Source organism: Achromobacter sp. (genome assembly GCF_050285565.1).
In the GTDB taxonomy this organism is placed as follows: domain Bacteria; phylum Pseudomonadota; class Gammaproteobacteria; order Burkholderiales; family Burkholderiaceae_B; genus Achromobacter.
The window spans coordinates 67,855-92,940 of record NZ_JBLZXG010000012.1 but is presented as its reverse complement, the minus strand read 5'-3'; the positions used below and the strand labels follow the sequence as shown (position 1 = coordinate 92,940).

28 protein-coding genes are annotated in these 25,086 nt (G+C 69.5%); 11 read left to right on the top strand and 17 right to left on the bottom strand.

Annotation, left to right across the window (positions count from 1 at the left end; genetic code table 11):
* Positions 1-7: 7 nt before the first annotated feature.
* On the top strand, positions 8-649 hold the full coding sequence (locus ACN6O8_RS23105; protein WP_427993317.1) for a 3-oxoacid CoA-transferase subunit B: 642 nt from the start codon (positions 8-10) through the stop codon (positions 647-649).
* Positions 649-1,476 (top strand): IclR family transcriptional regulator domain-containing protein, encoded by an 828-nt coding sequence (locus tag ACN6O8_RS23100; RefSeq protein ID WP_427993316.1) that lies wholly within the window; start codon positions 649-651, stop codon positions 1,474-1,476. Before ACN6O8_RS23105 ends, ACN6O8_RS23100 begins: the two co-directional genes overlap by 1 nt.
* A gap of 14 nt (positions 1,477-1,490) precedes the next feature.
* Here ACN6O8_RS23100 and ACN6O8_RS23095 read toward each other — a convergent pair whose 3' ends face one another.
* The 6 genes from ACN6O8_RS23095 to ACN6O8_RS23070 form a co-directional block, all read right to left on the bottom strand.
* Positions 1,491-2,537, bottom strand: a complete 1,047-nt coding sequence (locus ACN6O8_RS23095) for an L-threonylcarbamoyladenylate synthase (protein WP_427993315.1) — start codon at positions 2,535-2,537, stop codon at positions 1,491-1,493.
* Positions 2,538-2,541: 4 nt separating this feature from the next.
* Positions 2,542-3,732, bottom strand: coding sequence for a 5-(carboxyamino)imidazole ribonucleotide synthase (locus ACN6O8_RS23090; RefSeq protein WP_427993314.1), 1,191 nt, complete (start codon positions 3,730-3,732; stop codon positions 2,542-2,544).
* Positions 3,733-3,737: 5 nt separating this feature from the next.
* Positions 3,738-4,259 (bottom strand): 5-(carboxyamino)imidazole ribonucleotide mutase, encoded by a 522-nt coding sequence (purE, locus tag ACN6O8_RS23085; RefSeq protein ID WP_427993313.1) that lies wholly within the window; start codon positions 4,257-4,259, stop codon positions 3,738-3,740.
* A gap of 74 nt (positions 4,260-4,333) precedes the next feature.
* Entirely contained in the window at positions 4,334-4,906 is a 573-nt protein-coding gene (locus ACN6O8_RS23080; protein WP_427993312.1) for a disulfide bond formation protein B, read from the bottom strand.
* A gap of 10 nt (positions 4,907-4,916) precedes the next feature.
* A complete protein-coding gene (locus ACN6O8_RS23075) occupies positions 4,917-5,075 on the bottom strand; it encodes a DUF5993 family protein (RefSeq protein WP_427993311.1) in 159 nt (52 codons plus the stop codon).
* Positions 5,076-5,320: 245 nt separating this feature from the next.
* A complete protein-coding gene (locus ACN6O8_RS23070; RefSeq protein WP_427993310.1) occupies positions 5,321-6,202 on the bottom strand; it encodes a phosphoribosylaminoimidazolesuccinocarboxamide synthase in 882 nt (293 codons plus the stop codon).
* Between the two features lie 173 nt (positions 6,203-6,375).
* Here ACN6O8_RS23070 and ACN6O8_RS23065 point away from each other — a divergent pair, with 173 nt between their 5' ends.
* Entirely contained in the window at positions 6,376-6,831 is a 456-nt protein-coding gene (locus tag ACN6O8_RS23065) for a GFA family protein (RefSeq protein WP_427993309.1), read from the top strand.
* A gap of 87 nt (positions 6,832-6,918) precedes the next feature.
* Here ACN6O8_RS23065 and fba read toward each other — a convergent pair whose 3' ends face one another.
* Together fba and ACN6O8_RS23055 are read right to left on the bottom strand one after the other, a co-directional pair.
* Positions 6,919-7,983 (bottom strand): class II fructose-bisphosphate aldolase, encoded by a 1,065-nt coding sequence (gene fba, locus ACN6O8_RS23060; protein WP_427993308.1) that lies wholly within the window; start codon positions 7,981-7,983, stop codon positions 6,919-6,921.
* 175 nt (positions 7,984-8,158) lie between these two features.
* Positions 8,159-9,058, bottom strand: coding sequence for an SMP-30/gluconolactonase/LRE family protein (locus tag ACN6O8_RS23055; protein ID WP_427993307.1), 900 nt, complete (start codon positions 9,056-9,058; stop codon positions 8,159-8,161).
* Positions 9,059-9,379: 321 nt separating this feature from the next.
* Here ACN6O8_RS23055 and ACN6O8_RS23050 point away from each other — a divergent pair, with 321 nt between their 5' ends.
* Positions 9,380-10,687, top strand: a complete 1,308-nt coding sequence (locus tag ACN6O8_RS23050) for a dicarboxylate/amino acid:cation symporter (RefSeq protein WP_427993306.1) — start codon at positions 9,380-9,382, stop codon at positions 10,685-10,687.
* Positions 10,688-10,763: 76 nt separating this feature from the next.
* Here the strand turns inward: ACN6O8_RS23050 and ACN6O8_RS23045 are convergent, their stop codons facing one another.
* The 8 genes from ACN6O8_RS23045 to phnG all read right to left on the bottom strand — a co-directional run bounded on the left by ACN6O8_RS23045 (position 10,764) and on the right by phnG (position 17,099).
* Complete coding sequence (locus tag ACN6O8_RS23045) at positions 10,764-11,198, bottom strand: hypothetical protein (protein WP_427993305.1); 435 nt, start codon at positions 11,196-11,198, stop codon at positions 10,764-10,766.
* Positions 11,199-11,314: 116 nt separating this feature from the next.
* Positions 11,315-12,514: an alpha-D-ribose 1-methylphosphonate 5-triphosphate diphosphatase gene (locus tag ACN6O8_RS23040; RefSeq protein ID WP_427993304.1), complete on the bottom strand. Its 1,200-nt coding sequence runs from the start codon at positions 12,512-12,514 to the stop codon at positions 11,315-11,317.
* A gap of 2 nt (positions 12,515-12,516) precedes the next feature.
* Complete coding sequence (gene phnL, locus ACN6O8_RS23035; RefSeq protein WP_427993303.1) at positions 12,517-13,233, bottom strand: phosphonate C-P lyase system protein PhnL; 717 nt, start codon at positions 13,231-13,233, stop codon at positions 12,517-12,519.
* Positions 13,234-13,235: 2 nt separating this feature from the next.
* Positions 13,236-14,012, bottom strand: coding sequence for a phosphonate C-P lyase system protein PhnK (gene phnK / locus ACN6O8_RS23030; protein WP_427993302.1), 777 nt, complete (start codon positions 14,010-14,012; stop codon positions 13,236-13,238).
* Positions 14,009-14,896, bottom strand: a complete 888-nt coding sequence (locus ACN6O8_RS23025) for an alpha-D-ribose 1-methylphosphonate 5-phosphate C-P-lyase PhnJ (RefSeq protein WP_427993301.1) — start codon at positions 14,894-14,896, stop codon at positions 14,009-14,011. Before ACN6O8_RS23025 ends, phnK begins: the two co-directional genes overlap by 4 nt.
* Complete coding sequence (locus tag ACN6O8_RS23020) at positions 14,893-16,008, bottom strand: carbon-phosphorus lyase complex subunit PhnI (protein WP_427993300.1); 1,116 nt, start codon at positions 16,006-16,008, stop codon at positions 14,893-14,895. Before ACN6O8_RS23020 ends, ACN6O8_RS23025 begins: the two co-directional genes overlap by 4 nt.
* Before the next feature lies 1 nt (position 16,009).
* On the bottom strand, positions 16,010-16,627 hold the full coding sequence (gene phnH, locus ACN6O8_RS23015) for a phosphonate C-P lyase system protein PhnH (protein ID WP_427993299.1): 618 nt from the start codon (positions 16,625-16,627) through the stop codon (positions 16,010-16,012).
* Position 16,628: 1 nt separating this feature from the next.
* Positions 16,629-17,099 carry a phosphonate C-P lyase system protein PhnG gene (gene phnG, locus ACN6O8_RS23010; RefSeq protein ID WP_427993298.1) on the bottom strand — a complete coding sequence of 157 codons (471 nt, stop codon included), beginning with the start codon at positions 17,097-17,099 and terminating at the stop codon, positions 16,629-16,631.
* Positions 17,100-17,283: 184 nt separating this feature from the next.
* Here phnG and phnF point away from each other — a divergent pair, with 184 nt between their 5' ends.
* From phnF to phnN, 4 genes are all read left to right on the top strand, one after another.
* The gene (gene phnF, locus ACN6O8_RS23005) at positions 17,284-18,006 is read left to right on the top strand and encodes a phosphonate metabolism transcriptional regulator PhnF (protein ID WP_427993399.1); all 723 of its coding nucleotides are present in this window, start codon (positions 17,284-17,286) and stop codon (positions 18,004-18,006) included.
* Positions 18,007-18,103: 97 nt separating this feature from the next.
* Positions 18,104-19,300, top strand: a complete 1,197-nt coding sequence (locus ACN6O8_RS23000; protein ID WP_427993297.1) for an alpha-D-ribose 1-methylphosphonate 5-triphosphate diphosphatase — start codon at positions 18,104-18,106, stop codon at positions 19,298-19,300.
* Positions 19,301-19,302: 2 nt separating this feature from the next.
* A complete protein-coding gene (locus tag ACN6O8_RS22995; RefSeq protein WP_427993296.1) occupies positions 19,303-20,046 on the top strand; it encodes a DUF1045 domain-containing protein in 744 nt (247 codons plus the stop codon).
* Positions 20,043-20,621, top strand: coding sequence for a phosphonate metabolism protein/1,5-bisphosphokinase (PRPP-forming) PhnN (gene phnN, locus ACN6O8_RS22990; protein ID WP_427993295.1), 579 nt, complete (start codon positions 20,043-20,045; stop codon positions 20,619-20,621). Before ACN6O8_RS22995 ends, phnN begins: the two co-directional genes overlap by 4 nt.
* Before the next feature lie 27 nt (positions 20,622-20,648).
* Here the strand turns inward: phnN and ACN6O8_RS22985 are convergent, their stop codons facing one another.
* Positions 20,649-21,608, bottom strand: coding sequence for a LysR family transcriptional regulator (locus tag ACN6O8_RS22985; protein ID WP_427993294.1), 960 nt, complete (start codon positions 21,606-21,608; stop codon positions 20,649-20,651).
* 104 nt (positions 21,609-21,712) lie between these two features.
* On the opposite strand from ACN6O8_RS22985, the gene ACN6O8_RS22980 reads away from it, so the two are divergent.
* Genes ACN6O8_RS22980 through ACN6O8_RS22970 form a run of 3 tightly spaced genes read left to right on the top strand, consistent with a single transcriptional unit; the run spans position 21,713 to position 25,067 of the window.
* Entirely contained in the window at positions 21,713-23,545 is a 1,833-nt protein-coding gene (locus ACN6O8_RS22980) for a gamma-glutamyltransferase family protein (RefSeq protein WP_427993293.1), read from the top strand.
* Positions 23,546-23,601: 56 nt separating this feature from the next.
* Positions 23,602-24,573 carry a Bug family tripartite tricarboxylate transporter substrate binding protein gene (locus ACN6O8_RS22975; protein ID WP_427993292.1) on the top strand — a complete coding sequence of 324 codons (972 nt, stop codon included), beginning with the start codon at positions 23,602-23,604 and terminating at the stop codon, positions 24,571-24,573.
* Entirely contained in the window at positions 24,570-25,067 is a 498-nt protein-coding gene (locus tag ACN6O8_RS22970) for a GAF domain-containing protein (protein ID WP_427993291.1), read from the top strand. The genes ACN6O8_RS22975 and ACN6O8_RS22970 overlap by 4 nt, the downstream gene beginning before the upstream one ends.
* Positions 25,068-25,086 lie beyond the last annotated feature (19 nt).

Genomic DNA, 25,086 nt, shown 5'->3' with positions numbered 1-25,086 from the left:
AACTCCCATGCCCACTCCCCTTTCCCGCGACGCCATGGCGCGGCGCCTGGCGCAAGACATCCCCGACGGCAGCTACGTCAACCTGGGCATCGGCATGCCGGTGCTGGTGGCCGCGCACCTGCCCGCCGGCCGCGAAATCGTGCTGCACAGCGAAAACGGCATTCTCGGCATGGGCCCGCCGCCCGCCGAGGACGACATAGACCTGGACCTGATCAACGCCGGCAAGCAGCCGGTGACGCTGCTCGCAGGCGGCGCTTACTGCCACCACGCCGACTCCTTCGCCATGATGCGCGGCGGCCACCTGGACATCTGCGTCATGGGCGGCATGCAGGTCGCGGCCAACGGCGACCTGGCCAACTGGTCGCTCGCCAAACCCGGCGAGGCGCCCGCCGTGGGCGGCGCCATGGATCTGGCGGTGGGCGCGCGCCGCGTCTACATCCTGATGGAGCACAACAGCAAGGACGGCTCGCCCAAGATCGTCGAGCGCTGCACCTACCCGCTGACCGGCGCCGGCGTGGTCGACCGCATCTACACCGACCTGGCCGTGATCGACGTCACGCCCGGCGGCCTGCTCGTCCGGGATATGATCGACGGCATGACATTGACCGCGCTGCAGGCGCGCACCGGCGCGCCGCTGCGCGCAGGCTGATGCCGCCCAACCTCCCCCCGCCCGGCTACGCCGCGCCCCTCGCCCCCGAGGATCACCCCGACCAGTTGCGCGGCGATCCCGACTACATGCTGACGCTGGCGCGCGGCCTGCACATCATCCGCGCCTTCGGCACGCGCCGCCATCCGCAAACGGCGGCCGAACTGGCGCGCCGCGCCGCCCTGCCGCGCGCGGTGGTGCAGCGCTGCCTGCATACGCTGATCCTGCTTGGCATCGCCGAACAGCATGGCCGCCAGTACATCCTGACGCCTCGCATCCTGGGGCTGGGCTATGCCTATTTCTCGTCGACGCCGTTCGTCTCGCTAGCGCAGCCGGTGCTGGAAGAACTGAGCGCCAGCGTCAATGAAACCTGTGCCCTGGCCATCATGGAAGGGCACGAGATGCTCTACCTGGCGCGCTCGGAAGTGAACCGCCTGCTGGCCACCTCGATGGGGCTGGGCAGCCGCCTGCCGGCCCACTGCACCTCGATCGGCCGCGTTCTGCTGGCGCAACTCTCCGAGCCGGCGTTGGCGCGCTACTTCGCCGCCACCGAATTGCAGCCGTACACCGAGTTCACCCTCACCAGCGAAGCGCGGCTGCGGGCCGAGCTGGCGCGTATCCGCGAGCAGGACTACGCGGTGGTCGACCAGGAACTGGAACTGAATGTGCGCGCCATCTCGGTGCCGGTGCGTTCGGCCAGCGGCAAGGCCTGCGGCGCCGTCAACGTCAGCGTCAAGGCGGCGCGGGTGCCGCTGGAGCGGCTGACGGAGGAATTCCTGGAGCCGATGCGCCAGGCGGTGGCCAGGATCGGGGAATTCCTGGCGGCCTGAACCGCCGCCCCGTCCTACAGGTCGGTCGTATCCAGCGTGAACGCGGCGGCGGCGCGGCCGATGCGGTCGTTGACCGCGAGCCAGTCGTCGCTGGCCGGCGGCGCCTGCACGATGATGCGCTCGAAGCCCTTGCCGTCCAGGTCGCGCAGCAGCGCATACAAGGCCTGCGCATAGCGCGCCGGATCGGCCGGCACCTGCTGCCACTGGATGCGCGCATCGCAGGCCGCTGGCGGCGGCGTGTACGCCACCACCACGACCTTGCCCGGCGGCAGGCCGCGGCCTTGCAGCACCGCTTGCAGACGGGCATCGGACGCCAGTTCCAGCGCGGTGCGCGGCGCGTAGTGGGCCTTCAGCGTGCCCGAGGCGCGCGGCGCGGCCGCGTCGGGCGCGAACACCTGCGTGCCCAGCACGGCTTCGATCTGCGCGGCGCTGATGTGGCCGGGGCGCAGCAGCACCGGGCCAGCGCCGCGATCCAGCCGCGACAGGTCGAGGATGGTGGATTCGATGCCGACCTCGGAGGCGCCGCCTTCCAGCACCGGCATGCCGGCCGCGACCTCGTCGGGGAATTCGCTGCGCACGTGATCGGCGCGGGTCGGCGAGACCTGGCCGAACTTGTTGGCCGACGGCGCGGCCACGCCGCCCTGCCCGTTCGGCTTGCCGGCCGCGAACGCCGCCAGCAGCGCCTGGGCCACCGGATGCGAGGGACAGCGGATGCCGATGCTGTCCTGGCCGCCGCTGACCGTGTCGGCGATGTGCGGCGCGCGCTTGAGGATCAAGGTCAGCGGACCCGGCCAGAAGGCGTCGATCAGCCGGCGCGCCTCGGGCGGCACCTCGGCCGCCCAGTACGATAGATCGGCCCGCGGCGCGATGTGCACGATCACCGGGTGGTTCGACGGCCGGCCCTTGGCGGCGTAGATCCGGGCCACCGCCAGCGGATTCTCGGCATCCGCGCCCAGGCCGTAGACGGTCTCGGTCGGGAACGCAACCAGCTCGCCAGCCAGGAGGCGCCTTGCGGCGTCGGCGATGTCCGCGGCGCTGGCGGAGTCGGACGAAGCGGACATGGCGTTACTCGGGCGCCTGCATGCCCAGCGCGGCGGCCACGCGCGCCGCATCGGCCTGGGCCTGTTGCAGCGTCGGCGCGACGATGGTGACGTGGCCCATCTTGCGGCCGCGGCGCGCCTCGCGCTTGCCGTACAGGTGCAGCTTGGCCGTGGGCACCGCCAGCGCGCCTGCCCAGTCGGGCTCGCGCTGCGCATCGCCGGTGGCCGACGCATACCAGATGTCGCCCAGAAGGTTCAGCATCACCGCCGGCGCCAGCAGGTCGGTGCTGCCCAGCGGCAGGCCGGCCATGACGCGCGCCTGCTGTTCGAACTGGCTGGTGACGCAGGCGTCCATGGTGTAGTGGCCGCTGTTGTGCGGACGCGGCGCGATCTCGTTGACGATCAGGCTGCCGTCCTTGAGCACGAAGAATTCCACGCACAGCACGCCGTGGTAGCCCAACCCCTGCGCGATGGCCTGCGCGGCCGCGGTGGCCTGCGCCTGGCGTTCGGCGTGGGCAGCGTCGAGCTTGACCGGCGCGGCCGTCGACACCGCCAGGATGCCGTCGCGGTGCACGTTGCGCGCCACCGGGAACACCACGCTGGCGCCGTCGAAACCGCGCGCGATCACCACCGAGATTTCGTAGTCCAGCGGCATCAGCGCTTCGAGCACGCAGGCCACGCCGCCGAACTCGGCGAACGCGGCCAGCGCGGCCTCGCGCGTGTCGATGCGGGCCTGGCCCTTGCCGTCGTAGCCCAGGCGCGCCACCTTGAGGATGCCGGGAAACAGGCTGTCGGGCGCGGCGCGCAGGTCCGCTTCGCCGCGAATGGCGGCGTGCGGCGCGACCGCGATGCCCTGGCCGGCGATGAAGGCTTTCTCGGAAATGCGGTCCTGCACGATGGCGACCGCGTCGGCGGCCGGACTGACGCGGCAACGCGTCGCCAGCGCCCGCAGGCTGGCGGCCGGCACGTTCTCGAATTCGGTGGTGACGGCCTGACAGGTCTGCGCCAGGCGCGCCAGGCCGGCGTCGTCGTCATAGGCGGCCTGGATGTGCAGATCCGCCACCATGCCCGCGGGGCATTCGGCGGCCGGGTCCAGCACCGCGACCTTGTAGCCCAGGCTTTGCGCCGCGTGGCAGAACATGCGGCCCAGTTGGCCGCCGCCCAGCAGGCCGAGCCAGCCGCCAGGAGCAATGGTGAAAGCAGTCGATTGCGTCATGGGGATCAAGCCTCGGGCGGAACCTTCATGTCGCGCGCCGCCTGCGTCTGGCGCGCGCGGAACGCCACCAGCTTCTGGCGCAGGCCGGCATCGGTGCCCGCCAGCGTGGCGATCAGGTGCAGCGCGGCGTTGGCGGCGCCAGCCTCGCCGATGGCGAAGGTGGCCACCGGCACGCCCTTGGGCATCTGCACGATGGACAGCAGCGAATCCTCGCCGCGCAGGTATTTGGACGGCACCGGCACGCCGAACACCGGCACGTCGGTCAGGGCCGCCATCATGCCCGGCAGGTGGGCCGCGCCGCCGGCGCCGGCGATGATGCCGCGCAAGCCGCGATCAAACGCGGCGGCGCCGTATTCGGCCATGTCCTGCGGCATGCGGTGCGCGGAGATCACGCGCGCCTCGTACGGCACGCCGAAGTCTTCGAGCATGGTGACGGCGTGCTTCATGACCTCCCAATCGCTGGAAGAACCCATGATCACGCCCACCACGGGGGGGGCCTCTGCCGCTGCGGAAGTCTTGGCTGTCATAACCGGTGTCGAGTCGTTGAAAGGCCGCGGCCGTGCCGCGAAACCCGGTATTTTACCCGGCGTCGGCGCCAAGCCTACGGCGCGCTGCCCGAATCCAGCCAGAGATACCGCGTGGGGTTGTCTTCGCAAGGCCCGAAACCGCATTGCAGCGTGGTGCTGCCCAGGTTGGCGAGCACCAGGAGGAAAAACAGGGCCATGACGATCACGCCCAGCGCCGACAGCGGCCGCTTGAGCATGTTGTCGCCCCATTTACGGTCCGCCGACAGCATCAGCACGCAGAACACGATCAACGCGCAGAAAGCGATGAAGGCCCAGGTATAGAAGTGCAGGCCCAGGAAGGGCATGCCATAGCCGGCGTCGCCCGGGGCGATGTGCAGCAGCACCTGGCGCCCCGACGCCACCATGCCGCCCAACGCGGCGGCGATGGTCATGGCGTAGTGCATCGGCGAAGGCCCCAACCGCAGGTTCAGCAGCAGGCCCACGCCGGCCAGGATGAAGGCCACGCGCTGCAGCTGGCACAGCGGGCACGGCAATTCGTCGTAGGCGAACTGCCAGGCGAATGCCATGCCCAGGATCGCGGTCACGCCCAGCAGGGCCAGGCCGTTGAGCACGCGTGAACCGCGCGCCGGATTGCGGGAGAAGATCATGGTGGCCGGCCTACAGTGACAGGGCCAGCGGGCTGGTCATGTGGAACTGGCACCAGGCGGCGAACACCGCCAGCGTGATCAGCCAGAAGGCGACGCACGCGCGGCGCTTGCCCAGCATGCCGAACCACACGGCGACCAGTCCGGTCAGGAAAGGCAACATCATGATCATGCGCAGCTCCTTTCTTTGTCCGGTGGGCGCGACGCCCACGCGGCGGCTGCGGGCCGCGTCCGGCAAGTTGACAAAGCGGAAGCCGCGCGGACGCGCCGCCAGCCTCCGGATGCAGGTTGCCGGCGAGTATAGCGTAACAATAAGCAATAATTCTTACCGAAACGCAGGGATTTCCCTGACTGCGCGACGGCCGCGGACAAAAAAAACCGCCCGGCTCGCGGGCGGTTGTCGGGGCGACGCGCGCGTCAGGCCACCAGGCGGTCGAGCGCTTCGCGGTACTTGGCGGCGGTCTTTTCCAGCACATCCTTGGGCAGGCGCGGGGCCGGCGGGGTCTTGTCCCAGGTCTGGGTCTCGAGCCAGTCGCGCACGAATTGCTTGTCGAACGAGGGCGGGCTGATGCCGACGCGGTAGCCGTCGGCCGGCCAGAAGCGCGAGGAATCCGGCGTCAGCACTTCATCCATCAGGTGCAGCGTGCCGTCGTCGTCCAGGCCGAACTCGAACTTGGTGTCGGCGATGATGATGCCCTTGGTGGCGGCGAAGCGGGCGGCCTCGGTGTACAGCTTGAGCGTGACATCGCGGATGCGCTCGGCCATTTCCTGGCCGACTTCCTTGACCACGTGGGCGAAATCGACGTTTTCGTCGTGCATGCCGAATTCAGCCTTGGCCGCCGGCGTGAAGATCGGCTCGGGCAACTGGCTGGCCTGCTGCAGGCCGGCCGGCAGCTTGATGCCGCAGACGGCGCCGGTGGCCTGATAGTCCTTCCAGCCCGAACCGATCAGGTAGCCGCGGGCCACCGCCTCCACCAGGATCGGCTTGAGGCGCTTGACCACCACGGCGCGGCCGCGCACCTGTTCGACTTCGTCGGGCGCCACCACGTCTTCGGGCTTGATGCCGGTGGAGTGGTTCGGCAGGATGTGGGCCAGCTTCTGCAGCCAGAACTCGGTCAGTTCGGTCAGCACCTGCCCCTTGCCGGGGATGGGATCGTCGAGGATGACGTCGAACGCGGAGATGCGGTCCGACGCGACGATCAGCAACTTGTCGTCGCCCACCGCGTACATGTCGCGGACCTTACCGCGGCCCAGCAGCGGCAAGGACTTGATGCTGGATTGATGCAAAGCAGAAGTCACGGAAAAATGGCCTATGGCAAAAATGGGGGTCGCGCAAAGCGCATAGGTTACTGCAAATAGTCCCGTCTTGCCGGGCGGCGGAGCGCGGGTTAGTCTGGCCGGATTCCAAAAAATGCGCCAGCCGCGCACCCGCGTCACGGCGTCCCCTTTACCCCTGGAGGAGACTCAGTCGTATGCAGGATGCAACCCAGAAACGCCCGGCCCACGCCGACGCGCAGATCCACCTGACCGGTGGCTGCCAATGCGGCGCGGTGCGCTACGCGGTGACCGACGAACCCATCATGGCGGCCACCTGTCATTGCCGCGACTGCCAGTATTCCAGCGGCGGCGCGCCGGCCCACGCGCTGATCCTGCCGGCCGGCGCGGTCACCCTGCTGCGCGGCCAGGCGCGCGAACACCGCTACCAGGGCGATTCCGGCCACACCGTGATGCGCAGCTTCTGTGCGGACTGCGGCACGCCGCTGTTCGGCGCCTCGGAAGGCATGGCCTACGAAGTGGTGCGGGCCGGTTCGCTCGACGACCCCGAAGCTTTCCGCACCCGTGTCAGCCTGTGGACGGACTCGGCGCCGTCCTGGCACCACGTCGACAGAACCGTGCCGCATTTTCCCAGGAACGCCCCGCCCGCCTGACGCGGCCGTGACGCGCAAAAAAAGGCGGGCCCTCGCGGGCCCGCCTTTTTTGCGCACCGCCTCCCGTGAAGGAAAGCGGCGGACGGCTTACTGCACCACCTGGGCCAGCTTGCCGGAGGCGTACTGGGCGGCGATTTCGGTCAGGGGCAGCGCCTTGATCTTGCTGGCGTTGCCGGCGGTGCCGAATTCGGTGTAGCGAGCCACACAGATCGCCTTGGCGGCGGCGCGGGCCGGCTTCAGGTATTCGCGCGGGTCGAACTTCTCGGGGTTCTCGGCGAAGAAGCGGCGGATCGCGCCGGTCATGGCCAGGCGGATATCGGTGTCGATATTGATCTTGCGCACGCCGTACTTGATGGCTTCCTGGATTTCCTCGACCGGCACGCCGTAGGTTTCCTTCATGTTGCCGCCGAATTCACGGATCTCGGCCAGCAGTTCCTGCGGCACGCTGGAGCTGCCGTGCATCACCAGGTGGGTGTTGGGCAGGCGGGCGTGGATTTCCTTGATGCGGGAGATCGACAGGATGTCGCCGGTGGGCTTGCGCGTGAACTTGTAGGCGCCGTGGCTGGTGCCGATGGCGATGGCCAGGGCGTCCAACTGGGTGCGGCGCACGAAGTCGGCGGCCTGCTCCGGGTCGGTCAGCAACTGGTCCATGGTCAGCTTGCCGTCGGCGCCGTGGCCGTCTTCCTTGTCGCCTTCCATGGTTTCGAGCGAGCCCAGGCAGCCCAGTTCGCCTTCGACCGTCACGCCCAGCTTGTGGGCCACGTCCACCACCTTCTTGGTGACCTCGACGTTGTAGTCGTAGTCGGCGATGGTCTTGCCGTCTTCCTTGAGCGAGCCGTCCATCATGACGCTGGAGAAGCCCAGGTCGATGGCGCCCTGGCAGACCTTGGGCGACTGGCCGTGATCCTGGTGCATGACCACGGGAATGTGCGGGTAGGACTCCACGGCGGCCTGGATCAGGTGCTTCAGGAAGCCTTCGCCAGCGTACTTGCGGGCGCCGGCCGAGGCCTGCATGATCACCGGGCTGTCGGTCTCCGCCGCGGCTTCCATGATGGCCTGGACCTGTTCCAGGTTATTGACGTTGAATGCCGGAATGCCGTAGCCGTGCTCGGCGGCGTGGTCGAGCAACTGGCGCATGGAGACTAGGGCCATGTGTGGTCCTCCTTAGGTACTGTCGATTGAAAGATGGTTGAAATCGAGCGGAATGGTGGGATTTTACGGGGGATTCGAAGAAAGGTCTTGAAACGGCCGGTATCCCTATCCACCAGGACTAAACCAGCGGTCCGACCCGCCGCCGCACCGTCTCCCCGTCCGGCCCGCGCCCGCCCTACGGCCGTCCGGCGCGCGGCACATCCACCTCGGTCATCAGGATCCGCCCTTCCGGCTTGGCGCGGCGGTTGGCCTCGATGAAGTCCGGCGCCGCCGCCATGAACAGCGTCCTGCCGTCCGGGCCGCCCAGGGCAGCGGCGAAGATGCCCAGCTCGCCGGTATCGATCTGTTCCAGAATCCGGCCGCCGCGCGCCAGCCGCACGATGCGCTTGCCGATGGCGTCGGCCACCCACAGCGCGCCCTCGGCGTCGAGCGCGCCGCCATCCGGCCCGATGGCCGAGGCCGCGATCAGCACCGCCAGGTCGTCCAACTCCGGCAAGGCGCCGAAATGGGCCCAGTCGCGCCGCGGCCCCAGCGCGCCGTCCGCCAGGATGTCGAATTCCGAGATGCGGTTGCCGAAGGTCTCGTTGACGATCAGGGTCTTGCCGTCGGGGGTGATGAAGGAACCATTGGGAAACCACAGTCCGTCCGCCACCACCTGCGCCACCCCGTCCGGATCCACCCGCACCAGGGTGGTGGTGGCGAAGGGCTCGCCGGCCATCAGGTCGAAGCCGAAATTGCCCACGTAGGCGCGGCCCTGCTCGTCGACCACCAGGTCGTTGACCGGGCCGCCGGTCAGGGCGGACAGATCGCAATGCGTGACCAGCTGGCCGTCGGGCTCGCGCCGCAGCAGCTTGCGGTCTTTCATGGAGGAAATCAGCAGGCGCCCGTCGGGCAGCCAGCCCAGGCCGGACGGTTGTTCCAGCACGCGGCAGATGACCTCGACCCGGCCCTGCAGGTCGACGGCGATCACCTTGCCCGTATAGAAGTCCGACGCCCACAGGCGCCCGTCGCGCCAGCGCAGGCCCTCCAGGTAGGTGTACCCCGAGGCCAAGACGGACAATTCGCGTTGCGGCATGGCTTAGTCTCCTGATCGTGGCGGTGGGCCGGCATGGCCCTGTCTTTATCTTTATTGAGGAAGGTTCCCGGGGCGCGCTTGCGCGATCCGGGCCCGGCCATTTTGTCATGCCGCCGGCGCGGCGGCAGTCGGGGTTGACCCGTCCCCAACCTGACAACTGGCTGTCAGGTTGGCGGCGTTAACATCGCGCCCCAAGGGTTAACCCGCGCTCCGGTTGCCCTCCGGCATATCCGTCATTGGACCGCTCCGCCCCGCCCCATGCCGGCGGGTAAGGCCTGCCCCGGGCCGACCGCGGCGATCCCCGTTCTCCTGTTTTTGAAGATGAATACTAAGAAGCTGACGCGTTACATCGGCATCGCCATGGTGCTGGGCGTCGTGGTGGGTTATTTCTGCAACAAGTACGCGCAAAACGCGCAAGAGGCCAAGGACATCGCCTCGTACTTCAACCTGATCACCGACATCTTCCTGCGCATGATCAAGATGATCATCGCGCCCCTGGTATTCGCCACCCTGGTGTCGGGCCTGGCCAGCATGAGCGACGCCAGCGCCGTCGGCCGCATCGGCCTGCGCGCCATGTTCTGGTTCATCGCCGCCTCGGCCATCTCGCTGCTGCTGGGCCTGGCGCTGGTCAACATCTTCCAGCCGGGCGCGCACCTGAACCTGGCGCTGCCCGACGCGGCCGCCAGCGCCGGCCTGAAGACCGGCGACTTCACCCTCAAGGCCTTCATCGCGCACGTGTTCCCCAAGAGCATCGCCGAAGCCATGGCCAACAACGAGATCCTGCAGATCCTGGTGTTCTCGCTGTTCTTCGGCGCGGCGCTGTCGTTCATTCGCGGCAAGGGCCACAACACGATCTACAACATGATCGACGAGCTGGCCAAGATCATGTTCCGCGTGACCGACTACGTGATGCGCTTCGCGCCGCTGGGCGTGTTCGCCGCCATGGCCGCCGCCATCACCACCGAGGGCCTGGGCGTGCTGGTCAGCTACGGCAAGCTGATCGGCGAGTTCTACCTGGGCCTGGCGCTGCTGTGGGCCATCCTGTTCGGCGTGGGCTACCTGTTCCTGGGCAAGTCCACCTTCCGCCTGGGCGGCCTGATCAAGGAACCGACCCTGCTGGCCTTCTCGACCGCCAGCAGCGAATCGGCCTACCCCAAGACCATCGAGGCGCTGGAGCGTTTCGGCGTGTCCAAGCGCATCTCCGGCTTCGTGCTGCCGCTGGGCTACTCGTTCAACCTGGACGGCTCGATGATGTACCAGTCGTTCGCGGTGCTGTTCATCGCGCAGGCCTACAACATCGAAATGAGCTTCTCGCAGCAACTGACGCTGCTGCTGGTGCTGATGGTGACCAGCAAAGGCATGGCCGGCGTGGCGCGCGCCTCGCTGGTGGTGGTGGCGGCGACGCTGCCGATGTTCCACCTGCCCGAGGCCGGCCTGCTGCTGATCATGGGCATCGACCAGTTCTTCGACATGGGCCGCACCGCCACCAACGTGGTCGGCAATAGCCTGGCCACGGCGGTCATCGCCAAGATGGAAGGCAAGCAAGAGGACCTGGCGGCCGACGCCACGGCCCGTTCGCCCGCCGAAACGGAGACGCAAGCGGCCCGCGCGGCCTCGCGCGAGGCCTGACCCAGGCGCGCGCCGCCATCCCACGGCCGGCGGCGCGCGCGGGCGGCAGTGAGCCGCGCGCGCACGCCGCCCTGGCTCAGTCGTTCACCGAACACGACACCGGCGCGCCGTCCTCGAACTCCACGTCATAGGTGTGCACGGGGTCCCACGGCAGCGTGAACCAGAGTTCGTAGCCGTCGCCGTCCTCGTCGAACAGCCACAATGCGCGCAACACGGCTTTCCCGGCCATTTCTTCGGCGGTTTCCTCGCGCGGCAATTGATCGTCTTCGATGCCGAGCTTCTTGCAGTGCTCGTACGAATAGTTGTCCAGCAGGAAGTCGGCCGCGGCCAGGATCTGCTCATCGAGGTTGTCGATGATGGCCTTGACCACCTTGGCGGCCGCGCCCGAGGGTTCTTCGCCGTCGGTCTGAACCATGATGTGAATGGGCGGCCGGCCCTCGCCCACGGGCACGTTTTCGGCGGCCCAGAGATCGGGTTCTTCGGGGTCCTGGGTGAAATTGAATCGTGCCATTGCGCGCTCCGGAAAATGAGACAGACGGGCCGCTCGCAACCGCGGCCACATCCTCGATCACCCATTTAACCAGATGCGCGTGTCCGCCGCTTGTCCGGCGGCAAGGATTCGCGTCCTCAGGCCGCCACCAAGGCGCCGGCCCCGACCGCGGGCGCCGCCGCGCGGCTGGGCGCGTAGTGGGTCGAGAACACCAGGCGGCCGGCGCTCCAGGTGTGGCTGACGAGCGGCAACGCGCCCACCTGCGCCACCGCCACCAGGTCGGCGCGCTGGCCGACCGCGATGCGGCCGCGATCGGTCAGGCCGCAGGCGTCGGCTGGATTCGCCGTCACCAGCGCGATCGCCCGCGGCAGCGTCAGGTCGGTCTGCGCCGCCACCGCGAAGGCGGCGGCGATCAGGGTCGCCGGCTGGTAGTCCGAGCACAGGCAACTGGCCACGCCCGCCCGGATCGCGTCGATGGCGCGCATCGACCCGCTCTGGCTCTTGCCGCGCAGCACGTTGGGCGCGCCCAGAATGGTGGGCAGGCCGCAGGAGACGGCGGCGCGGGCCGTGTCCAGCGTGATCGGGAATTCGCTCATCGCCACGCCCAGATTGCGCATGGTGGCGATGCGGTGGATCGAGTCGTCGTCATGGCTGGCGGTCGGAATGCCCAGGCCGCGCGCATGCGCCAACAGGGTCTGGACGCGCGCCACCGCGCCGTCCTTGGCCCGGGTCTTGGCGCAGGCGGCCGCTTCGGCCTGCTCGCGGCTCATGGCATGGTTGCCGATCATGTATTGCAGGTACGACTCCAGGGTCTTGAACTGCCCCTGACCCGGCGAATGGTCCATCACCGAGAGCAGATCCACCGCGCCCTCGTCCATCAGTTGTTGCAACACCGGCACCGAGGTGGCGTCCGTGACTTCATAGCGGCAATGCACGCGGTTGTCGACCAGGCTGTGCTGGCCGAAGGCGCGCACGCCGCGCACCACCTGGGCGGCGGTCTCGTTGTTGCGCACGCCCCACTCACTGTTGGCGAACGACAGCGCGTGGTACGGCGTGGTGATGCCGGCGGCGGCGTTGCGGCGGTCCACTTGCGCCACCGCGAAATCCAGCGGGAACAGCACTTTCGAGCGCGGCTCGGCCTCCTTCTCGATGGCGTCGCAATGCAGGTCGACCAGGCCCGGCACCAGGGTCAGGCCTTGCAGGTCGATCTCGCGGTCGGCCACGGCGCCGTCCGGCGCGATGGCGGCAATGACACCGTCCCGTATCAGGACGGCGCTGTCCTCCAGCACTCGGTCAGGCAGCACGACGCGGGCGTGGGTCAGATAGGTACTTTGCATGCTCACTCCCGTTCGACGGCGGCCGGCGCGGGACGCAGGGCCAGGATGCGGGATGCCACCGCGTCGCGCACCTCGGCATCGTGGAAGATGCCCAGCAGGCAGCGGCCGGCGGCGCGCGCTTCGCGGATCAAATCCACCACCACGGCGCGGTTGTCCGGATCCAGCGACGCGGTCGGCTCGTCCAGCAGCAAAATGGGATGCCGCGCGATGAAGCCGCGGGCGATGTTGACGCGCTGCTGCTCGCCCCCGGAGAAGGTGGCGGGCGCCAGCCCCCACAGCCGCTGCGGCACGTTCAGGCGCCGCAGCATGGCGGCAGCGCGCTCGCGCGCCGCGTCAGCCTCGGCGCCGGCCGTGCGCAGCGGCTCGGCCACCACGTCCAGCGCCGACACGCGCGGAATCACCCGCAGGAACTGGCTGACGTAGCCGATGACCTCGCGCCGCAGCGCCAGGATGCGCTGCTCGGGCGCGCCGACCAGCTCGACCCAGTCATCGCCGGCGCGCACGCGCACGCTGCCTTCGGTAGCCAGGTAGTTGCCATAGAGACAGCGCAGCAGCGTGCTCTTGCCGGTGCCCGACGGGCCGGCCAGCACCAGGCAGTCGCCGGCGGCGGCGTCGAAGTCCACCGCCTGCAGCACCGGCAGGCGCATGCCGCCCTGGTTGTGCAGGGTGAACGTCTTGCCGAGGCCCCGCACCTCGATCATGGGAGTCGCAACAGTCATGGTCAGCTCTGCAAAATGGAAGACACCAGCAACTGGGTGTAGGGATGCTGCGGGTCGTCGAGGATCTGGTCGGTCAGGCCGCTTTCCACCACCTCGCCGCCGCGCATCACCAGCGTGCGGTGCGCCAGCAGGCGCGCCACCGCCAGGTCGTGGGTGACGACGATCGCGGCCAGGCCCAGGTCGCTCACCAGCTGGCGCAGCAGGTCCAGCAGGCGGGCCTGCACCGACACGTCCAGCGACGCGGTCGGCTCGTCCATGAACACCAGGCGCGGATGGGTCACCAGGTTGCGGGCGATCTGCAGGCGCTGCTGCATGCCGCCCGAGAACGCGGCCGGCGCGTCGTCCAGGCGGCCGGCGTCGATCTCCATCTTGCGCAGCCAGTTGCCGGCGGCCTGGCGCAACTCGCCGTAGTGGCGCTCGCCCACCGCCATCAGACGCTCGGCGATGTTGGCGCCGGCGCTGACCTGCATGCGCAGGCCGTCGCGAGCATTCTGGCGCACGAAGCCCCAGTCGGTGCGCGCCAGCAGCCGCAGGCGCGCGCCCGGCAGCGTCGCCAGATCGGTGAAGCCCTGGTCGCGGGTGTCGTACCAGACGCTGCCGGCGTCGGGCCGGGTCTGGTACGACACGGCCGACAGCAGCGTGCTCTTGCCGGATCCGGATTCGCCCACCACGCACAGCACTTCGCCGGGGAACAGGTCGAAACTGACGTTGCGGCAACCGTGCACGCCGTCCCAGGTGCGCGTCATGCCGCGCACGGAAAGCAAGGGTTGGGCGTTCATGCGGCGGCTTCCTTTGCGGCTTGCGCGGCCTGGCGGTCGTTGCAGTATTCGGTATCGGAGCAGACGAAGCGGCGGGCGCCGGCGTCGTCCAGGATGATCTCGTCGAGAAAGCTGTCGCGCGAGCCGCACAGGTCGCAGCATTCCGACCATTTCTCGACGGTGAAGGGGTGATCCTCGAAATCCAGGCTCTTGACCCGCGTGTACGGCGGCACCGCGTAGACGCGCTTTTCGCGGCCGGCGCCGAACAACATCAGCGCCGGGCTGTTGTCGAGCTTGGGGTTGTCGAACTTGGGGATGGGCGACGGCCGCATCATGTAGCGGTCGTTGACGATCACGGGGTAGTCGTAGGTGGTGGCAATGTGGCCATGCTGGGCGATGTCCTCGTACAGCTTGACGTGCATGCCGCCGTATTCGGCCAGCGCGTGCATGGTGCGGGTCTCGGTCTCGCTCGGTTCAAGCCAGCGCAGCGGCTCGGGGATCGGCACCTGGAACACCATGATCTGGCCCGCGCGCAACGGCGTTTCCGGAATGCGGTGGCGCGTCTGCACGATGCTGGCCTCGCGCGTCGATTCGGTGGTGGCCACGCCGGTCACGCGGCCGAAAAAGCGGCGGATGCTGATGGCGTTGGTGGTGTCGTCCGAGCCCTGGTCGATCACCTTGAGCACGTCGTCCGGCCCGATGATGGCCGCCGTGACCTGGATGCCACCCGTGCCCCAGCCATAGGGCAGCGGCATTTCGCGGCTGCCGAACGGCACCTGGTAGCCGGGAATCGCCACCGCCTTGAGCAGCGCGCGGCGCAGCATGCGCTTGGTGGATTCGTCGAGGTAAGCGAAGTTGTAGTGGGCGTCGCGTTCGACCGCGGCGGGAGTGTGGCAAGTGTTCATGGCGCAACGGCCTCATCCAACGGGCGGGTGTTCTCGGGAGCCGGCGCGGCGCGCTCGGCGCGCAGGCGGCGCAGCAGTTCCAGGTTGGCCTGGAAGTCCACGTAATGAGGCAGCTTCAGGTGCTGCACGAAACCGGAGGCCTCGACGTTGTCGCTGTGGTACAGCACGAACTCGTGATCGTTGGCCGGCGCGTCGGCGCGTTCGCCCAGCTCCCGCGCCTTCAGGGCGCGGTCCACCAGCGCCATCGACATGGCCTTGCGCTCGCCGTAGCCGAAGGTCAGGCCATAGCCTCGCGTGAACTTGGGGCCGTCCTCGGCGGTGCCGACGAACTGGCTCACCATCTGGCATTCGGTGATCTCGATCTCGCCCACGGTGACGGCGAAGCCCAGTTCCTCGATATGCATCTCGACCTCCAGAAAGCCGTAGCGGATCTCGGCGGCGAACGGGTGCGTATTGCCGTAGCCGCGCTGGGTGGAATAGCCCATCGACAGCAGGAAGCCTTCGTCGGCGCGCGCCAGGTTCTGCAGGCGAGCGGCGCGCGAGGCGGGAAAATCCAGCGGCTGGCGCGTCAGGTCGAACGGCTCGGGATCGCCCTCGGGCACCGGCTCGGCGTCGATCAGGTCGTCGTGCGCCAGCAGGTCGGTGACGCGCGGCATGGCGCTGTCCAGCGGCTCGCCGCTGGCCGGCAGGGCGTCGGCCTCGCGCTCGGCTTGCAGCGAGAAGTCCAGCAAGCGCTGGGTGTAGTCGTAAGTCGGCCCCAGGATCTGGCCGCCCGGCACGTCCTTGAAGGTCGACGAGATGCGGCGTTGCAGGCGCATGGCGCCGGTATCGATCGGCTGGGTGTAGCCATAGCGCGACAGGGTGGTGCGATAGGCGCGCAGCAGGAACACCGCTTCGATCACATCGCCGGCCGCCTGCTTGAGCGCCAGCGCCGCCAGTTGCGGATCGTAGAGCGAGCCTTCGGCCATCACCCGCGACACCGCCAGCGGCATCTGTTCGCGGATCTGATCCAGGCTCAGTTCGGGCAGGCCCCGGTCGCCGCGCCGGTAGTCGTCCAGCATGCGGTAGGAATTGAGGATGGCGCGTTCGCCCCCTTTGACGGCTACATACATGTCAGCGCTCCAGGCGCGTGCTGCGGGGCAGCGCGCACAGTTGCCGCCCGTGCGTCAGGAACACGTCGACGCCCAGCGGAAAACGTTGATGGTTCAGGCGCCAGTCGCGCCAGAAGCCGTCCGGCAAGCCGGCGGCGCGCAGCGCCTGGCGGCGCTGGATGCCCGGGCCGGCCAGGCAGACCTCGGGCCCGGCGTCCAGCGACGCGACCTCGATCAGCAGCGTGGCGGACAGATCCGGATAGGCCGGATCACCCGGGTGGCAGGACGCCAGCGACGGCGCCACGCGACCGGCCGGCACCGCGGCGAAACGCGCCAGCGAGACCGACGGCACCACCGGGCAGGCGCAATGGAAGCGCAGGAAATCCAGCACGCCTCCATCCAGGCCAGGCGGCAGCCACAACGGCGTGTCCCCATCCACCAGCGTCAGCAGCAGCGCCGTCTGCGCCGGCGACAGTCCGGCCGGCACGCCGCTGTGGGCAGCCACTTCGTACACGCGCCCCGGATGCGCCATGGCGTCGAGCGCAGTGCGGAAGGTGGCCTGCGCATCGTTCACCGGATCCGCGAAGCCCGGCAGCAGTCGGCGGCTGGCGGCTGCGGCGCCAGGAAGTTGTCGATGCATGTCAGTCCTCGCCTCGCACCATCGTGAAGAATTCGACCTTGGTCTGCGCGGCCACGCGCGCCTGGCGCTCGACGCGCTCGGCGCGTTCGCGCGCCAGCGGCCGGATCAGCTGCGCCTGCACCGTGTCGTGCCAGTCGGGCAGTTGCAGCAGCGCGTCGGCCAGCGCCGCCTGTTCGGCATGGCGCAGCGAACGGCCCTGCACGTAGGCGATGCCGACCACGCCGCTATCCAGGCTGACGGCGCAACGTGTCACCGTCATTTCGCCCAGGTTGAAGCGGGCGCCAGTGCCGCCGCCGCGGGCCCGCACCATGGCCATGCCGGTCTGCGCCGGGCGCAGCAGCCGGTGCGGCGGCAGGCCGCCCAGGGAGCCGAACGCCCCCTCCAGCAGGGCCGGATCGGCCAGTGCCAGCACTCGCATCCAGGCGGCCCGTTGCGCCGGGTCCGAAGCCGGCGCGGTCTGTGGATGATCCATTTTTTCCTCTAAACGTCTAGACGACCGGATGGAGTATGATCGCGTTCAGGCCGAAGTTCAACAGCCTGGCGTGAATCTTTGATGACAGTTGCGGCGGGGACGCCTCGCCTATCCGGCGCCCGCCGCATGGTGCACAATCACAGCCATTCTTGATGAAGCTGACATGACAGCACGAGCACATCCCATGGTCGAAAGAGGTTCCGGTATCGCCGTGTGGCGACAGATTGGCGAGTCCCTCGCGGACGACATCCGCAACAAGCTGTACATGGCGGGCGAACAATTGCCCTCGGAACCGGAGCTGGCCGCCAAGTTCTCCGTCAACCGCCATACCATCCGGCGCGCCATGGGCGAACTGGAGCAGAGCGGGCTGGTACGCATCGAGCAGGGCCGAGGCACTTTCGTGCAGGAACACGCCATCGACTACGCCATCGGCAAGCGCACGCGCTTTTCCGAGAACCTGCGCAGCCAGGGCATGCTCGGCCACCTCGAAGCCCTGGGCAGCCAAACGCTGCGCGCCGCCGACATCGCCAAGCACCTGGGCCTGGCGCGCAACGCGCCGCTGCTGCGGGTGCAGATGGTCGGCAAGGCCGAGAACCGCCCCATCAGCGCTTCGGAGCACTACTTCGACGACAAGCGCTTCCCCGACTTCATCGAGCGCATGAACGCCCTGCGCTCGGTGTCCAAGGTCTACGCCCACTATGGCATCGGCGACTACACCCGCAAATGGTCGCGCATCACCGCCACGTTGCCGTCGCCGGAAGTGGCGCGCATCCTGGGCCAGCCCAAGACCCGCCCGATCCTGCAGGTGGAAGCGCTCAACGTCGACCAGGCCGGCGCGCCGCTGCAATACAGCATCACCCGCTTCGTCGGCGACCTGGTACAGCTCATGGTGGCTGACGACGGTTGAGTCCGGTCGAGGCCGCCGCCAGGCGGCCTGGCGCGCCGCGCCGCGTTTTACTCATCTAGACATCTGGTTGTAATGCAACCCCGCTAACTTCTTCCGCATGAACCCCGCACACGCCCCCTCGCCCCTGGCCGGTGTCACAGGCCAACGTATCCTGACCCCGCGCGGCATCGCGCCCGCCAGCCTGCGATTCCATGGCGGATTGATCGACGACGCCGGCGGCGCGCCCGCGCGCGGCGCGGCCTGGTTCGACGCCGGCAACCTGCTGGTGCTGCCCGGCATCGTCGACCTGCATGGCGACGCCTTCGAGCGCGCCATCATGCCCCGGCCCAGCGTCACCTTTCCCTACGACGGCGCGCTGTTCGACGTCGACCGCCAGTTGCTGGCCAACGGCATCACCACCGAATTCCACGGCGTCACGCTGTCGTGGGAAGGCGGCCTGCGCGGCGAGGCCTATGCCGAGCGCATGTTCACCGCCCTTGAACGCATGCAGCCCATCATGGGCGCGCGCCACTACGTGCACCTGCGCTTCGAGACCCACCACATCGGCGGCGTCGCGACCGCCCGGCAATGGATCCGCGAGGGCCGCGTGCGCTTCGTGGCGCTCAATGACCACCTGCCCAGCATGGCGCGCCGCCTGGGCGACGACCGCAAGCTGCTGCAATACGCCGACCGCGCCGAATGCGACCTGGACACCTTCCAGGAACGCATCCGCCGAGCGATGGGCGCGGCCGATGCGGTGGCCGATGCCATGCGCGAGCTGACCGCCAGCGCGCAGGCGGCCGGATTGCGGGTCGCCTCGCACGACGACCCCGACGCCGCCACCCGCCGCTACTACCACCAACTGGGCTGCGGCGTGGCGGAATTCCCGTTGACGCGCGAGGCCGCCAGCGTCGCCCGCGACCTGGGCAATGCCGTGGTGTTCGGCGCCCCCAACGTGGTGCGCGGCGGCAGCCACACCAACGCCCCCAGCGCCACTGAAATGATCCGCGCCGGCCTGTGCGACATCCTGACCTCCGACTACTACTACCCCGCGCCGCTGGCGGCGGTGCTGCGCCTGGCCAACGACGGCGTGCTGCCGCTGGAACAGGCCTGGAACCTGGTATCGCTGAATCCGGCGCGCGCCGCCGGCCTGCAGGATCGCGGCATGCTGGCGCCCGGCCTGATCGCCGACGCCATCGTGGTCGACGATCAGGTGCCGGGCCTGCCGCGGGTCTGCGCCGCCATCGTCGGCGGCGAGCTGCGCTATGCCACCCGCGCCTTCGGCGACGACCGCCCCCAGCGCATGGCGGCCTGATCATGCCGTCGGCCCACCGCTACGCGCTGTATCTCGCCCCCACCGGCCCCTGGCGTGAACTCGGCAGCCGCTGGCTGGGCCGTTGCGCCGACACCGGCGCCGCCCTGCCGCCACTGCCCGGCCAGCCCGAGGCCGCGCGGGCCTGGACGGAGGCACCGCGCCACTACGGCCTGCACGCCACGCTGAAGCCGCCGTTCCGGCTGCGCCCCGGCGCCACGCCGCAGGATGTCGATGCCGCCGCGCGCCGCCTCGCCGCCAGCGACAGCGCCTTCGCCATTGAGCTCGAATGCGAGCCGCTGCGCGGCTTCCTGGCCTGGCGCATCGCGCCGGCCGACGGCGAAGGCCGCGCCCGCATCAACGCCCTGGCCGCCGCCGCCGTGCGCGGGCTGGACGACCTGCGCGCCGCGCCCGGCGCCGACGAACTGGCGCGGCGCCAGGCGCACGCGCTGTCGCCCGAACAGCAGGCCATGCTGGCGCGCTGGGGCTATCCGTACGTGTTCGACACTTTCACCTTCCACATCACGCTGACCGGCAAGCTCGATGGCCAGACGCTGGAACGGGCCCGGGCGGGCATCGCCGCCTTCGCCGATCCGTTGCGCGGCCGGCCGATGGCGGTGCCCGGCGTCAGCGTCTACGTGCAGCCGCAAGCGGGGGCCGACTTCATCGCGGCGCGCCACTACCACTTCGACGGCGGCCTGACGGACGCGGCCGGCGCCGCCTACCTGCAAGGCCCCGCGACCGCATGACCCCCACCGCTCCCGCCAACGGCGCGCGCCTGGTCTACCTGATGGGCGCCTCGGGCAGTGGCAAAGACACCTTGCTGCGCCTGCTGCGCAGCGGCCTGCGCGCAGGCGAGCCGGTGCTGGTGGCACACCGCTACATCACGCGCGACAGCGGCGCCACCGAGGATGCGTTGCGCCTGAGCGTCGACGAGTTCGCGCGCCGCGCCGCGCTAGGCTGCTTCGCGCTGCGCTGGGCCAGCCATGGCCTGCACTACGGCATCGGCATCGAGGTCGATACCTGGCTGGAGGGCGGCGCGGCGGTCATCATCAACGGCTCGCGCGCCCACCTGGGCGAAGCGCACCGGCGCTATCCAATGCTGACCGCCGTGGAAATCACCGTCGAACCCGGCGTGCTGGCGCGCCGGTTGGCCGCGCGCGGCCGCGAGAACCCGGCGCAGATCGCCGAGCGCCTGCGCCGCGCCACGCAGGATTTCCCGGTGCCCGCGGGCTGCCGCCTGCTGCGCGTGGGCAACAACGGCGCGCCGCAAGCCGCCGCCGCCGCTCTGCTCGACATCGCCCGCGCGCGGCTGGCGCCGTGACCCCGCCCCGCGCCCGCCGCGACCGCTTCAGTCGCGCGGCCGCGCGCCGGGGTCCGGATCCGCGCACAGTTCCAGCAGAATGTCGGAAAAACGCGCTTCGGCGGCCAGCGCCTGTTCGCGCCGGCGCCGGATCAGGTTGATGGGCGGCAGTTCCCAACCGAAATCCCACGGCACCATGCCCAGCTTGCCGCGCTGGCACAGTTCGCGCGCGATGTCCTCGGGCACCACCGACACCAGCGCGGGGTTGGCGCTCAGCATGCCCTCGATGACATCGGTCGAATAGGCTTCCAGCACTGGCGACGGCGAGCGCAAGCCGGCGCGGATGAAATGTTCGACGATCAGCTGCCGGGTCGGCGTGTTGACCGCCGGCAACACCCAGTCCATCCGCGCCAGCGCCGCCCAGTCCGGTGGCCGCCGCGCCAGGCGCTGCGCCAGGCGGCTGTGCGCGATGACGCGCGGCCGCTGCCGGTACAGCACGCAATGCGTCAGGTCGTCCTGCGCCAGCGTCGAGGTGGCGCGGCTGATGATGCAATCGAGCTCGTGCCGCCGCAGCATCGGCACCAGGTGATCGGTGGTGGCCCGGTGCAGCGTCAGGGTGACACCGTGGCGCTGGTGCAGGCGGCCAATGGCGGCCGTCAGCAGCGCGCTCGATACATAAGGCACCACGCCCACGTGCAGATGGGCGGCGCGGCCGTCGTGCAGCGCCTCGACCTCGCGCGCCCACAGTTCCAGATCGCTCTGCATGCGGCGCGCGCGCACCAGCGCCAGTTCGCCCAGCGGCGTGGGCTGCAAGCCGCGTCCGGTGCGCAGGAACAACGGCGCGCCGAAGATGGCCTCGAGTTCGGCCAGCGCCTTGGTGGCGGCCGGCTGGCTGATGCCAGTGGCCGCCGCCACGCGCGTCAACGTGCCATGGCGGGCGATGTTCTGCAGCAGCGCCAGATGGCGTGGGCGCAGGCGGTTGGCGAGGCGGGCGGCATCCCAGGTCACTGCCTGATCCTATAAATGATTGGTTATTCAATTATGCCAATAATGGTCACTCGAGTTATTTCCGGCTCCTATACTGCGACCCAAGCCATCCTCGCCGACCCCCCATGTCCCAATTCACCACCCGTCCGGAAATCCGCGGCACCTTCGGCGTCGCCTCCTCCACCCACTGGCTGGCCTCGCAGGTCGCCATGGGCGTGCTCGAACGCGGCGGCAACGCCGTCGACGCGGCCGTGGCCGGCGGTTTCACGCTGCAGATCGTCGAGCCGCATCTGAACGGCCCCGGCGGCGAAGTGCCGATCCTGTTGTGGAGCGAGCAGGAAGGCCGCATGCGCGCGCTGTGCGGGCAAGGGCCGGCGCCGGCGCTGGCGACGCCAGCCTGGTTCCGCGGGCTGGGCGTGGACCTGGTACCCGGCATCGGCCTGCTGCCCGCGACCGTGCCGGGCGCCTTCGGCGCCTGGCTGACCCTGCTGCGCGACTACGGCACCTGGGAGCTGGCCGACGTGCTGCGCCCGGCCATCGACTATGCCCGCAACGGCTTTCCGCTGGTGCCGCGTATTTCGCAGGCCATCCTGGCGGTGCAGGCCCTGTTCCGCGACGAATGGACCAGTTCGGCCGCCGTCTGGCTGCCCGACGGCAAGGTGCCCGCCCCTGGCGCGCTGCTGCGCACGCCGGCCATCGCCGCCACCTACACCCGCATCCTGGACGAGGCGCACGCGGCCGCGACCGACCGCGCGGGCCGCATCGATGCCGCGCTGGCCATCTGGTATCGCGGCTTCGTCGCCGACGAAATCGACCACTACTACACCCACGAGGCGGTGCGCGACACCACCGGCCAGCGCAATCGCGGCCTGCTGCGCAAGGCCGACCTGGCAGACTGGCGCGCCCGCTATGACGATCCCGTCACACTGCAATACGGGCGCTACACCGTGGCCAAGTGCGGCGTGTGGTCGCAAGGCCCGGTGCACCTGCAACAATTGGCGCTGCTACGCCACCTGGAGATGGACGCACTGGACCCGGCTTCGCCGCAGTTCGTGCACCGCGTGGCCGAAGCCGCCAAGCTGGCGTTCGCCGACCGCGCCGCCTGGTACGGCGACCCGGAGTTCGTCGACGTGCCGTTGGCCGCGCTGCTGAGCGACGACTATGCCCGCGCGCGCGCCGCCGCTATCGGCCCGCGCGCCGCCACCACACTGCAACCCGGCGCCCCCGCGGGCCGCGCGCCGCGCCTGCCCGACCTGGAGGCCGCCGCGCGCACGCTGGCCGCATCCGACACCCGCTTCGGCGTGGGCGAGCCGACCTTCGCCGCGCTGCCACCGGTGGCCGAATGGGCCCAGCGCGAGATCTTCGTCGGCGACACCTGCCAGATCGACGTCATCGACCGCCACGGCAACATGGTCGCGGCCACGCCGTCCGGCGGCTGGCTGTCGTCCAGCCCGGTGGTGCCGGCGCTGGGCTTCCCGTTGACCACGCGGCTGCAGATGACCTGGCTGGACGAGGGCGTGCCCGGCCAACTGCAACCCGGCAAGCGGCCCTGCACCACGCTGTCGCCCGGCCTGGTGCTGCGCGACGGCCTGCCCTACATGGCCTTCGGCACGCCGGGCGGCGACCAGCAGGACCAGTGGACCGTGGCCTTCTTCCTGCGCCACGCCATGGGACTGAACCTGCAGGAAGCGATCGATGCGCCGTCCTGGCACATCGACCATTTCCCGGGCTCGTTCTGGCCGCGCGCGCTGACGCTGAACCGCCTGACCGTCGAGGGCCGCCTGCCCGAAGCCACGCGGCAGGCGCTGCGCGCGGCAGGCCACGACCTGCGCGTCGGGCCCGACTGGTCGGAAGGCCGCATCAGCGCCTGCACCCGCGAACCCGCGGCCGGCGGCGGCCTGCTGCTGCGCGCCGCCGCCAACCCGCGCGGCATGCAGGGCTACGCGGTCGGCCGATGAACCGATTTTCCATCCAGCCGGCGACCAGACCGGCCTTCTCGCAAGGGGTAAACACCATGAAGACCATCCGACGACTATTGCGCGCCTGCGCCCTGACCCTGGCCTGCGCCGCGCCGGCGCTGGCCCACGCCGCCTGGCCCGAAAAGCCCATTACCCTGATCGTGCCGTGGGCGGCCGGCGGCTCCACCGACATCCTCGCGCGCGTGCTGTCCGAAGGCCTGACGCAATCGCTGGGCCAACCCGTCATCGTCGAAAACCGCTCGGGCGCCTCGGGCAACATCGGCAGCACCTTCGTGGCGCGCGCCAAGCCGGACGGCTACACGCTGCTGGTCGGCTCGATGAGTACCCACACCATGAACCAGGCGCTGTACAGCAGCATGCCGTTCGACGGCGTCAAGGACTTCACGCCCATCGCCGAACTGGCGCTGGTCACCAACACGCTGGTGGTGCATCCGTCGGTGCCGGCCAACAACGTCAAGGAGTTCATCGACTACGTCAAGGCCAACCCCGACAAGGTCGCCTATGCCTCGGCCGGCCAGGGATCGACCAACCACCTGAGCGCCGCGCTGTTCGAGAAGGCCGCGGGCGTGAAGATGATGCACATCCCCTACCGCGGCGGCGCGCCGGCGGTGCTGGACACGGTGGCCGGCCGCACCCAGGTGCTGTTCAGCGCCGGCACACAGACGCTGCCGCACGTGCAAAGCGGCAAACTCAAGCTGCTGGCCGTCACCGAGGAAAAGCGCTCGCCGCTGCTGCCGGACGTGCCGACCGTGGCCGAGACGCTGCCCGGCTACGAGCTGGCGGTCTGGTACGGCGCCTTCGGCCCGGCCGGCATGCCGCCCGAACTGACGGCGCGCCTGAACCAGGAGATCAACAAGATTCTCAAGCGCCCGGAAGTCATCAAGAAGATGGGCGACATGGGCGTGCTGCTGCTGGACACCACGCCGGCGCAATTCGGCCAAGTCCTGGCGCGCGATGCCGACAAGTACGGCAAGCTGATCAAGGAACTGGGAATCACCGCCGAATGACCGCCCCATCCGACACCGCCGCCGTCGAGCGCCTCGCGCAAGCCTATGCCGAGGCCTCGGCGCCGGCCGCCTTCGCCGCGCTCGACGCGCACGCCCACGCCACCCTGGGGCACACGCTGTGCACCATCAACCGCCATGACGCCGAACGCATGCGGGTGGTGCGGCTGTACAGCTCGAATCCGGCCGCCTATCCCCCGGGCGGCAGCAAAGACAAGCGCGGCACCGCCTGGGGCCGCCACGTGCTGCTCGAACGCAAGGTCTTTGTCGGCGAGGGGGGCGAGGCGATCCGCGAGTTCTTCGACGATCACGCCGCCATCCAGGCACTCGGCCTGCGCTCGGTAATCAACGTGCCGGTGGTGTTCGACGGCGCCTGCCTGGGCACCGTCAACTTCCTGATGCCGCGCGCGGCGCTGGCGCCGGCCGACCTGGCCGCCGCCCGGCTGGCCGGCCTGCTGGCCCTGCCGGCCTTCCTGGCGCCGACGCCGGCGGGTTGAGCCGGAACAAAGGGGCGCG

Excerpts from the sequence above, each read along its gene's own strand:
- ACN6O8_RS23105 (WP_427993317.1), top strand. The coding sequence starts at position 8 with ATGCCCACTCCCCTTTCCCGCGACGCCATGGCGCGGCGCCTGGCGCAA.
- ACN6O8_RS23100 (WP_427993316.1), top strand. The coding sequence starts at position 649 with ATGCCGCCCAACCTCCCCCCGCCCGGCTACGCCGCGCCCCTCGCCCCC.
- ACN6O8_RS23095 (WP_427993315.1), bottom strand. The coding sequence starts at position 2,537 with ATGTCCGCTTCGTCCGACTCCGCCAGCGCCGCGGACATCGCCGACGCC.
- ACN6O8_RS23090 (WP_427993314.1), bottom strand. The coding sequence starts at position 3,732 with ATGACGCAATCGACTGCTTTCACCATTGCTCCTGGCGGCTGGCTCGGC.
- purE (WP_427993313.1), bottom strand. The coding sequence starts at position 4,259 with ATGACAGCCAAGACTTCCGCAGCGGCAGAGGCCCCCCCCGTGGTGGGC.
- ACN6O8_RS23080 (WP_427993312.1), bottom strand. The coding sequence starts at position 4,906 with ATGATCTTCTCCCGCAATCCGGCGCGCGGTTCACGCGTGCTCAACGGC.
- ACN6O8_RS23075 (WP_427993311.1), bottom strand. The coding sequence starts at position 5,075 with ATGATCATGATGTTGCCTTTCCTGACCGGACTGGTCGCCGTGTGGTTC.
- ACN6O8_RS23065 (WP_427993309.1), top strand. The coding sequence starts at position 6,376 with ATGCAGGATGCAACCCAGAAACGCCCGGCCCACGCCGACGCGCAGATC.
- fba (WP_427993308.1), bottom strand. The coding sequence starts at position 7,983 with ATGGCCCTAGTCTCCATGCGCCAGTTGCTCGACCACGCCGCCGAGCAC.
- ACN6O8_RS23055 (WP_427993307.1), bottom strand. The coding sequence starts at position 9,058 with ATGCCGCAACGCGAATTGTCCGTCTTGGCCTCGGGGTACACCTACCTG.
- ACN6O8_RS23050 (WP_427993306.1), top strand. The coding sequence starts at position 9,380 with ATGAATACTAAGAAGCTGACGCGTTACATCGGCATCGCCATGGTGCTG.
- ACN6O8_RS23045 (WP_427993305.1), bottom strand. The coding sequence starts at position 11,198 with ATGGCACGATTCAATTTCACCCAGGACCCCGAAGAACCCGATCTCTGG.
- ACN6O8_RS23040 (WP_427993304.1), bottom strand. The coding sequence starts at position 12,514 with ATGCAAAGTACCTATCTGACCCACGCCCGCGTCGTGCTGCCTGACCGA.
- phnL (WP_427993303.1), bottom strand. The coding sequence starts at position 13,233 with ATGACTGTTGCGACTCCCATGATCGAGGTGCGGGGCCTCGGCAAGACG.
- phnK (WP_427993302.1), bottom strand. The coding sequence starts at position 14,012 with ATGAACGCCCAACCCTTGCTTTCCGTGCGCGGCATGACGCGCACCTGG.
- ACN6O8_RS23025 (WP_427993301.1), bottom strand. The coding sequence starts at position 14,896 with ATGAACACTTGCCACACTCCCGCCGCGGTCGAACGCGACGCCCACTAC.
- ACN6O8_RS23020 (WP_427993300.1), bottom strand. The coding sequence starts at position 16,008 with ATGTATGTAGCCGTCAAAGGGGGCGAACGCGCCATCCTCAATTCCTAC.
- phnH (WP_427993299.1), bottom strand. The coding sequence starts at position 16,627 with ATGCATCGACAACTTCCTGGCGCCGCAGCCGCCAGCCGCCGACTGCTG.
- phnG (WP_427993298.1), bottom strand. The coding sequence starts at position 17,099 with ATGGATCATCCACAGACCGCGCCGGCTTCGGACCCGGCGCAACGGGCC.
- phnF (WP_427993399.1), top strand. The coding sequence starts at position 17,284 with ATGGTCGAAAGAGGTTCCGGTATCGCCGTGTGGCGACAGATTGGCGAG.
- ACN6O8_RS23000 (WP_427993297.1), top strand. The coding sequence starts at position 18,104 with ATGAACCCCGCACACGCCCCCTCGCCCCTGGCCGGTGTCACAGGCCAA.
- ACN6O8_RS22995 (WP_427993296.1), top strand. The coding sequence starts at position 19,303 with ATGCCGTCGGCCCACCGCTACGCGCTGTATCTCGCCCCCACCGGCCCC.
- phnN (WP_427993295.1), top strand. The coding sequence starts at position 20,043 with ATGACCCCCACCGCTCCCGCCAACGGCGCGCGCCTGGTCTACCTGATG.
- ACN6O8_RS22980 (WP_427993293.1), top strand. The coding sequence starts at position 21,713 with ATGTCCCAATTCACCACCCGTCCGGAAATCCGCGGCACCTTCGGCGTC.
- ACN6O8_RS22975 (WP_427993292.1), top strand. The coding sequence starts at position 23,602 with ATGAAGACCATCCGACGACTATTGCGCGCCTGCGCCCTGACCCTGGCC.
- ACN6O8_RS22970 (WP_427993291.1), top strand. The coding sequence starts at position 24,570 with ATGACCGCCCCATCCGACACCGCCGCCGTCGAGCGCCTCGCGCAAGCC.